Annotated in this window: 2 protein-coding genes; one reads left to right on the top strand and one right to left on the bottom strand. The window is 36.0% G+C overall.

Annotated features, from left to right (window positions below; all coding sequences use genetic code 11):
• On the top strand, positions 1-1,120 hold a 1,120-nt coding region (locus SVN78_10425; protein MDY6822022.1), incomplete at its 5' end, for an AMP-binding protein.
• A gap of 132 nt (positions 1,121-1,252) precedes the next feature.
• Here the strand turns inward: SVN78_10425 and SVN78_10430 are convergent.
• The coding region (locus SVN78_10430; protein MDY6822023.1) for an AMP-binding protein at positions 1,253-2,194 on the bottom strand (942 nt) is incomplete at its 5' end.

Here is a 2,194-nt window from a genome sequence, read left to right on the forward strand (position 1 = left end):
GTCCTTGTATACAAAATACCCAGATACAGAGCCCAACACAATACTTCGTATTGAAGAACCCGTACAACTTACCTACACTAGTGGTACAGAATCAAAACCTAAAGGTGTTATAATAAATAATCAAGCTCTAATAGCCCATTATATGGGCTGTATCATTGATGGTTGTTATGAGTCCTCTGATATCAATGTAAATGCCTTACCTATTTATCACTGTGCTCAAAGAGATTGTTTTCTAAATCCAATATTTTATATTGGTGCTACTAATATTCTCATTGGCTCAAATGTAGATGAAATCTTAAAAAATGTAGAAAAACATAAAGCCACTATGCTATTTGCACCCCCTACTGTTTGGATTGGCATATTAAGACACCCAAAGTTTGATTCATATAATTTATCAAGTTTAAAAAAGCTCTATTATGGAGCATCAATTATGCCTATTGAAGTATTAAGAGAACTTTTAGAGCGCTTGCCTGGCACCAAAATCTATAATTATTATGGACAAACTGAACTCTCTCCCTATCACACAATCTTAAAGGCTGAAGATGCTTGGAATAAATTGGGGTCTGCTGGAAAGGCTGGTCTGAATATGGAAACCCGTTTAGAGTCAGAAGATGGAAAACCAGTGAACGAACCAGGTATTACCGATGAAATATGTGGTCGTGGTCCTCACGTTATGATGATGTACTACAAAGATCAAGAAAAAACCGATGAGGTAATGCGGGGTGGATGGTTTCATTCTGGAGATCTTGGAGTTTTGGACGAAGACGGCTATATAACTGTGGTAGACAGAAAAAAGGACATGGTAAAAACTGGTGGTGAAAACGTTTCCTCTAGAGAAGTAGAAGAGGTTATATATCTTGATAAACGGGTAGAGGAAGTAGCAGTTATTGGTGTTCCTCATCCCAAATGGATAGAGGCGGTTACAGCTGTGATTGTTCCTAAAAAAGGAGAAAAGATTACTGCTGATGAAATTATTAATCTATGTCGAGGCAAACTAGCTCCTTTCAAAGTGCCTAAAAATGTTATATTCGTGGATTCCCTCCCCAAAACACCAACAGGTAAGCTTTTAAAGCGTGAAATGCGCAAAATTTACAAAGATATTTCCATTTCAAATAATTAAAACAACAAAAGCATACAATAAACTTACAATATCAGCTTAACATAAAACAACTTTAATTTTACTATATCCTATATATAAGTTTAACCAAATATATAGTATATTTATTTATATTATTTTTATTTATATATAAATTTATATTTTTATCCCCATCCTTCTTATACCTTCCTTTATCTCATCTATAGAAGTTCCATCCTCTATAGTAGACAAATCACCAAGGTCTTCTTTGGTCCATAGCTTCTTTAGTACCCTTCTCATTATTTTTCCACTTCTAGTCTTTGGTAGCATTTTCACACACTCTATATCCTTAAAAACTATAATAGGACCCATTACATCTCTTACATGCTTTATTAATTCCTTCTTTAATTGAGGCGATGGTGAGTAGCCAGGTTTTAACACTACAAAAGCAGAACAAACCTCTCCTCTAAGTTCATCAGGAACACCTGATACGGCTGCTTCCCCTACTGCAGGATGATCCATTAAAATATTTTCTACCTCTATTGTTCCTACTCTGTGAGCAGCAATATTTATAACCTCATCAGATCTTCCTGTAAACCATATGTAGCCATCGGTATCAAAAGTAGCAGCATCGCCACAATAATAAGCACCTAACGTCCCAGGAGTTCTCTCCCAATATTCCCTTTTATATGATTCGGGATCCTTGTATAGAGTTGGTGTTAATCCTGGCCATGGCTTTTTAATGATAACAGTACCTTTTTCTCCAGGCAACAAAGACCTGCCAGTAAACTCATCAACAATATCTGATATTATTCCTGGTACTGGCTTACCAGCAGATCCTGGTTTTATAGGAAACATCTCTAGGCCGTATGGATTAGCAAAGATTGGCGCAGAAGATTCCGTTTGCCACATGTGATCTATTACAGGTATTTTATCATTAAAAACATCTTTCTGTAACCACTTCCATGCTGGTGGATTTAATACCTCTCCAGCACATACAATCCTCTCAACTGATGACAAATCATGCTTTCTTGCCTCTTCAATTCCTACCATTAATAAGCTTCTAACTCCAGTGGGCGAAAAAAATATACCTGTAACTTTATATTTCTCAATTATATC

This window comes from Deferribacterota bacterium (genome assembly GCA_034189185.1).
Taxonomy (GTDB): domain Bacteria; phylum Chrysiogenota; class Deferribacteres; order Deferribacterales; family UBA228; genus UBA228.